The organism is Bacteroidota bacterium (genome assembly GCA_039714315.1).
Classification (GTDB): domain Bacteria; phylum Bacteroidota; class Bacteroidia; order Flavobacteriales; family JADGDT01; genus JADGDT01.
Window position 1 is genome coordinate 1 of the sequence record JBDLJM010000155.1, and the last position, 7,008, is coordinate 7,008.

Annotated in this window: 9 protein-coding genes; all 9 read right to left on the minus strand. The window is 32.1% G+C overall.

Annotated elements, in window-relative coordinates; translation table 11 throughout:
- Positions 1 to 340: 340 nt before the first annotated feature.
- Positions 341 to 787, minus strand: coding sequence for an FKBP-type peptidyl-prolyl cis-trans isomerase (locus tag ABFR62_12240; GenBank protein ID MEN8139192.1), 447 nt, complete (start codon positions 785 to 787; stop codon positions 341 to 343).
- Between the two features lie 48 nt (positions 788 to 835).
- Positions 836 to 1,255: an META domain-containing protein gene (locus tag ABFR62_12245; protein ID MEN8139193.1), complete on the minus strand. Its 420-nt coding sequence runs from the start codon at positions 1,253 to 1,255 to the stop codon at positions 836 to 838.
- Positions 1,256 to 1,326: 71 nt separating this feature from the next.
- Entirely contained in the window at positions 1,327 to 1,695 is a 369-nt protein-coding gene (locus tag ABFR62_12250; protein ID MEN8139194.1) for a hypothetical protein, read from the minus strand.
- A gap of 72 nt (positions 1,696 to 1,767) precedes the next feature.
- Entirely contained in the window at positions 1,768 to 3,648 is a 1,881-nt protein-coding gene (locus ABFR62_12255) for a mucoidy inhibitor MuiA family protein (GenBank protein MEN8139195.1), read from the minus strand.
- Positions 3,645 to 4,139 (minus strand): GDYXXLXY domain-containing protein, encoded by a 495-nt coding sequence (locus ABFR62_12260; GenBank protein MEN8139196.1) that lies wholly within the window; start codon positions 4,137 to 4,139, stop codon positions 3,645 to 3,647. Before ABFR62_12260 ends, ABFR62_12255 begins: the two co-directional genes overlap by 4 nt.
- Positions 4,126 to 5,202: a DUF4401 domain-containing protein gene (locus ABFR62_12265; GenBank protein ID MEN8139197.1), complete on the minus strand. Its 1,077-nt coding sequence runs from the start codon at positions 5,200 to 5,202 to the stop codon at positions 4,126 to 4,128. The genes ABFR62_12260 and ABFR62_12265 overlap by 14 nt, the downstream gene beginning before the upstream one ends.
- Positions 5,195 to 6,148 (minus strand): DUF2157 domain-containing protein, encoded by a 954-nt coding sequence (locus tag ABFR62_12270; GenBank protein ID MEN8139198.1) that lies wholly within the window; start codon positions 6,146 to 6,148, stop codon positions 5,195 to 5,197. The genes ABFR62_12265 and ABFR62_12270 overlap by 8 nt, the downstream gene beginning before the upstream one ends.
- Before the next feature lie 285 nt (positions 6,149 to 6,433).
- Positions 6,434 to 6,778: a thioredoxin family protein gene (locus ABFR62_12275; protein MEN8139199.1), complete on the minus strand. Its 345-nt coding sequence runs from the start codon at positions 6,776 to 6,778 to the stop codon at positions 6,434 to 6,436.
- A 24-nt stretch (positions 6,779 to 6,802) separates the two neighbouring features.
- Positions 6,803 to 7,008, minus strand: a 206-nt coding sequence (locus ABFR62_12280; GenBank protein ID MEN8139200.1) for a hypothetical protein, incomplete at its 5' end; no start/stop codon positions are given.

Genomic DNA, 7,008 nt, shown 5'->3' on the forward strand with positions numbered 1-7,008 from the left:
TAAAAAATATATCAAACAGGTATTCAGTCACTTCCAGGAAATAAAAGCCTACAGGTCGGTTAGGTTTGTTATTGATGTGGATCCGGTTTAGTTCAAAGATAAAAGATACCTGCCTGCGTGACTCAGTCAGGCAGGAAAGAGAAAAGATAAAAGAGTAAAGATAAAAGAGTAAAGATAAAAGAGTAAAGATAAAAGATAAAAGTGGGGGGATTTTCTTAAACCAGTTTAATCTATATTTGAAAAAAGGGCTCAACTTTAAAAAAGTCAAACCCTGATATTTTTAAACTTATACACTTTATGGGATAGTGTCATTTTTTGTGTCTAATACCTAAAACCTCTATTAATCCACACTTATCAGTTTAATATCGAAAATAAGTACAGATCCTCCCGGAATACTACTATAATCCTCATAGCCATAACCTAAGCGGGAAGGTATCAAAAGAATTCCTTCTCCTCCTTCTTTAAAATAGGTAATACCTTCGGTCCAACCTGCTATAACCTGACGTAAATTAAAAGAAAATCCATTAGTGCTACTTTGGTCAAAAACTTCTCCGTCTGAGTAGTATCCTTTATAACTTACTGTAACATTAGAATTACTGTTAGGTCTCAGTCCTTCGCCTTGTTTTTGAATTACATAATACAATCCTGACTCACTCTTTGTTGCATCTAAATCATTAGCTTCAATATATTCTAATATATCTTTTTCATTTTCCTTATCATAATCTACATTATCTTTACTACAGGAAAATATTGAAAAAAATACGAATAGAGCTATATACTTCTTCATTTTACAGAATTTAATTATTAAAAATTACGGGCGCAAAGTAAGTATATTTTAATGAGCTTTCAATACTATTTCTCCTTCACCTTTAAAAATCAATTCGTCGCCTTGTTTGTAATATTCTGTGATATTTAGAAGTATTTTGGATAAGTCCATGGCAAATTCGGAGTCACAACACATTTCGGTGCAGGCCATTGACTTAAAGTTAATATAATCATCACTTTTTAGTTCATAATCACCAAAACAAGTGTTTACATCCAGATTAAGTTCGAATTCCGTTTTGCCGGTAAACTCCATAACATAGGTATTTTCGGCATCAGTATATTTAGATTCTCCCTGTTTCTTTATTTTTAATACCTCCCAACTGGTTTCTATCAGGTCTGTAGTTAATTTGTCATCCTCTTTTTTACAGGAAAAAAAAGTCAATCCTATTAATATTGTAATGAGAAAAATATGAAATCTATTGAATTGCATAATAAAGTGATACGTTTTTATTAAACAGTGTAGCTAAATTAGTGATTCTTAAACGAGTAAATGCTAGGCTGTTAAGGTATTCGTCCGGAACTACCTGCTAATTGCCTGTCCTGTATCATCAGAAGCAACTGTCTTGCAAAATTTGCTTCGTAGTGCATGTCGGGATTCCCATAAGTATATTTATCCAGAACTTCACTTAACATGCTGGCTTCAAAATACTCCAGATTCATAGTTTTATCTCTTGTTTTTTTACCGGAAACAACTGCCGGCGGATTATGCGCTAAACGCTTAATCTTTTTATTGTAAAGGTGTTGTGCCACAGACTGCTTGTACATAAACGAATGTTTGTCAGAAAAGAATTCCTCTTCAATTTCCGAATAATAGAAACAGGCCTTTTCGAGCATCAGTATATCAGAGTATTTTAACTTTAATTTTATCATTGATTGTCTTTATAGCAGTGAGGTCTTTCTCAAATAATCATACATTTATATGTAAATCTTTAGCAATAAATATTACTCTACAATTAAGAGTTTGTTTTTAGGATATTTTACCGAATATTTTAAGTCTAGTTCCTTTTTATCATTAGGATCCAAACTAAACTCCCACTTAACTTCACCGCTATCTTCATTAAATTTCCCCCGTGAAATATTTAGTACATCAACTTCAATTTCCTCCCTGATTGAAACAGGAACCTGATCAGCTATGAGTATATTGATTTTTTGTTTTTTATTATTCTTCACAATAGTTTTCCATGCTTTTGTTTCTTTCTTTTTACTGCCAATAAATTGTTTGCTGGTGTAGTCTTTAATTTTTTCTCTTGTAACAGATACTTTTTTATCACTTCCCAATGAAATTTCCAGAGTATCCGAAGCATATCTAACATCCAATAAAGTTTTGCCAACATAGGTACCCTCAAAGAATACATTTGCTTCACCTTCAAGTAAATTATATTTTTCCCAATCAATAATATTAGCTATTAAGAAAGCATTTCTGTTAATCTTTGGCACACTGTAATATTGATAATCAGCAGGAAGGCTGTAAAACTCAATATCTACCATATAACTTTTATTGTCCGATTTTACAGTATAAGGAGTGTCTACTTCAAAATCAACGGTTGTTTGTTTTTCAACCTGTATTGTAGGTATCGACAAACTACTGGCTCCCCGTATTTTTATATTTGATTTATCAGTGTTTACGCCTGCAACCTTTCCTCTAAGACTTTTGGAAACCGATCTGCTACCGTATCCGCTAACAACAACTTCATCCAAAGCCATTGCACTCTCCTTTAAAACAACATTTATTACATTTTTTGAAATTGGCAATGTCTTTGTTTCATAGCCTATAAAGTCATAGGTAATATGTGAGGCATTATTGGGAATTGTGATCGAGTAATTTCCATCAAAATCGGTTGAAGTTCCTATGGTTGTTCCTTTAATCATTATACTTGCCCCCGGTAATGCTTCACCATTTGAATCCATCACCTTTCCTCTTACATTATTAATTGACTGTTTGTAACTGGGAGGTAAAGTGTTATAGTTTAATAAATATGTTTTCAATTCAGGAGCTACACCTGATACATTTGGATCGGAAGAAGAGAATTTGAGCTTTACATTTTTCCAGTTAACCTTAGTGTCCTGTTTAACATTTGCCTTATATATTAATTGCACCGGTTCGTTTATATTTTTTGCTCTGATATCGTACGAAGGGAACCATCCTGCATTACCAACTACATATGATACTTCAAAAGAAAATGTAGCCCTTTTTTTTGCATCAACTTTTACTATTACTTCACCGGTAGGGAACTCTTTCTTGCTACTTAAGGTTTTGATCTGATTTTGAATTTTTGTTTTTTCAGTATGTAGCTTAATTAGATTATTGTTCCTTTCAATTTCTTCTAATTTTAGTGATGTTAGCTTTTTAGAATAGAAATCTGATGCCTGCTTAAGGTTTACAACGTTTATTTGTTCATTCTTACCTCCGATATCCCTGTTTTCCTGAAGAAATGCCAACTCTTCTCTTAGAATGGACAGGTAAGTGTTTTCAAGACTGATTTTATCTTCAGTGTTTTTAAGTTGTTTTTCCAGTTCCTTCAACTCTTTAGATTTAACGGATTTGTCCAAATAGTTTTGCTGGTGATTTACAGATAGTACAGTAACTTGTCCTTCGGCCTTTACCTGTACACTTTTTGAGTCGATAAAAGGGGAGAGCCTGATGAATTTTAAAATTGATTTTCCCGGTGCTAAATCAACAGTTTTTTTTCTTGTAACCTGGGCTCCCTCAATAAAAACAGTTACTTCCTTTACTTCGGTTGTTAGTTCTTTTTCAGTAATTTCCCCGGAATAAATAAAATTACTGAAAACAAGGCTAAAGATTAAAATACTTATTGCTCTCATCTTTTATGGTTTATTAGTTTAAAATTTTCATCATATAATCCTATGAGGAGACTATTTCCTTTTTTGTCAACTTTAATACCTCCGTATTTAGCGACTTCATATTTTTGAGCATCTCCTTCCTGGAAAAAATAAGATTCAGCTCCAATGTTTATGCTCCAATTTCCGTTTGTATATTCAATCAGATATTCATCATCGTAAACAGGTAGCTGATCGTCTTGAATTCTTACTCTGTTTGCTATTTTGTTTGAGTCTAATTTCACGACGCAATAGCCTCTCTTTGAGATACTGTCGTAATTTACCTTCTCCGATATTTTATACCTTAATCGCATATAATCACCCTGCATTAACGATCGGGGATCAACAGGGGCCAATTCCAATAAAACAAGTGTACCTTCCGATAGCAATTCTTCTTTCTTCATAATTGAGTTGGTAAAAAAAACAAGTACTACCAGCAAATTGGCAAGAATGATAATTTTCTTATAGTTTTTCATCTCCGACAAGCTTTTTAACTGTAAATAAATAGAACATAATAAATACTGTTCCCGAAGAAAATAATATGATTGATTTAGTAAGTAATGTATAGTTTAAATCGTAATAATATTGAGATAGAAAGTATACGAATGAAATTATACCAATTACAAACCCCGTTTTATAATTGATTAAGAAACTTAATAAAACGATAAGAATTGCTCCGGATATAGATGGAGAAAATACTGTTGGAATAAGTACCAAAGCACTTGTTATATAAACAAGTGTTTTATTATTAGCTGATTTTATTCCTAAAATATCTAAAATTCGATAAACCAAATACATAATTGCCGAAAACATAACAATTGATGATAGCCAAATATAATCTTGAGAAATATTGAATAGGTCTTTAATACTAATTATACCTAAACCGTAAATCAATGAGAAAATAAAGCCTACTCTAATTGGATTATACATCTTTGATAGCTTTTTATATGAAGCAATAATTTTAGCTTCATTTAGCATAAAGTATATCAACAAAAATGCAGTAGCAGCTATGTATAAATGGATTAAATTATAAGCGTCATTTTCTATTATCAGACCCATAAGGCTACCGCTTGTAATTAGAATTGAGATAAATGATAGAATATAACTTTGAATTAGATATAATGTAAAAGCAGCTATTGCCACAAATAATAGCAATATTATATTGTCATCAATATCGTATTGATCCATTCCGAAAGCAAGTAGAGCATATGCAATTACATAAGTAGAAACACTTAATGTATCTATAATAATTTTATCATAAGCTTTATTTAGTAATATAGAAGCAACAATAAATACTACCCCAAAAAATATCAGACCAAATTTTGAATCGTATAATCCTGCAATTAACAGAAAGCCCATAAAGGCTAAAGTTGCCAATAAACCACCAAAAACAGACAGTACCTTTATAGCTAAACTGGATTTGTTTTCTTCTTGTTGCCTGTACTCTTTTACAATTGATAATTCGTCGTATTTAAATTCAGTATTATCCGAAAGCTGAATTTTCGCTATTATTTCTTTAATATATTCCTGCTTATCCATTATTCCACTTTTTTTGAAGGTTAATCAGGTTTTTAATAACTAAAGTAACACTTGTAATAATAAATAAGCTTACGAAGAAAAACATTGCTTCATCTTCTGATATCTTTATGAGTAGTGCCGATATAATTACTATAACACTGAATGGAATTATTGAAAGGTAAAATCCACTTTTAATATTCAGGCCGTATTTAATACCGGAGCCATATAGCAGTGAAGTAAACAGAACTAAAAACCATAGCTGACTTGCACTAGAATCAAAAATTCCGATTATAATACCGATAGTGGCAAAGAAAACAGATGCCAGTGCAAAAATATTTGTAAACCAATTAGGTGATTTTATTTTATTAATAATTTTGATTCTTAGTAGTATACCAATCAGAAAACCACTATTTATAAGGAGTAACATGGTAAATAAGAAAACATCGGACCAATCGTGTGCTACCTGCTGCGAGTATAAAATTAGAGTAGTATTTACCAAAGTGAGATAAACCAACCATAAAGGTGAAAAATTGGCAACAATAACCCAAATAGTTACGAACATTGTCCAGCCCAGGAAAAAGTCATAAGCATTTGCGCCTGTCTGGTAAATTTGTCCGAAAACTGCGAATAATACACCTACTAATACAGTTGCTCCGGTAATAATAATATTTTTTATATCGATATTTATCTTTGAAAGTAGAACAACCCCGGTCGTTATCACAATGAGACTTTCTATTATTCCAAGCTTGATAAACTTATGCAAATCTGCCCAGTTATAGGCGAAGAAAAATACTATTCCGGCAGTTGTAAAACCGATACCTAAACTTATAATAAATAATCGGAGGAATTTTTTCCAATCTTCAACATTATTGTAAATGTTTCGTTTTAGTATTTTTTCTGCTTCATTTTCAGGTAAGTTACTGTGCCTGCCTATAATGTGAAGATCTTCTCGTTTTATTTTTATCATTAAGGATTAATTAAATTTCAAACTATGCCTTTTTTATACCTTATCAATATTATTACATCCACCTATCTAAGCAGGAAAGTGTAATTTTAAATAGAAGTGATAAAAATAGATTAATTTTAAAGTAGAGTATAGGGTTGACGTTAATTGTTGTTAACAGTGTGATGTGGAAAACAATATGGACTTAGAGATGGAGTTTTTTTGGAAAGAGTGATGGAGAGATGGAGAGATGGAGAGATGGAGAGATGGAGGGATTATATAGTATAATCACATTAAATCATTAATACATTAAAAGCCTAAATCCATAAAGTCATCACTTTCCGCTCCAAAATCAAAAAGCAGATTCATAAGCTTATTTTCCAGATCAACATTTTCAATGAAACCTGCAAATCTGTCCTTGATATCTTTTCCGTTTTTGAATACAGTTGTGGGAACGCTTCTGATATTGTATTTCCTGGCCAGTTTTTCGTTTTCCTCAGTATTAACAGCGTAAAAAGTTGCTTTGTCGGAATGAGAACTTTCCATTTCCTCTAAAACTTTCTTCATGCTTTTACAGGGTACACAGTTTGGGGTCATAAAAAGTATAACACTGAACCCATTATTTATATCGTTGTTGTTTTTTATTTCTTTCATTTTGCAAAGGTAGTACCGGAAAGTTTAAAGTCCAAAACTGCCATCCTTTGCTTGGTCTAAAGTTTGTTCAATCTGCAACCTGTAAACTTTTTTAGGACGAGTCAACCAGCAACCTGCAACCAGCAACCTGCAACCAGCAACAAGTAACCAGCAACAAGTAACCAGCAACAAGTAACCAGCAACAAGTAACCAGCAACAAGTAACCAGCAACAAGTAACCAGCAACAAGTA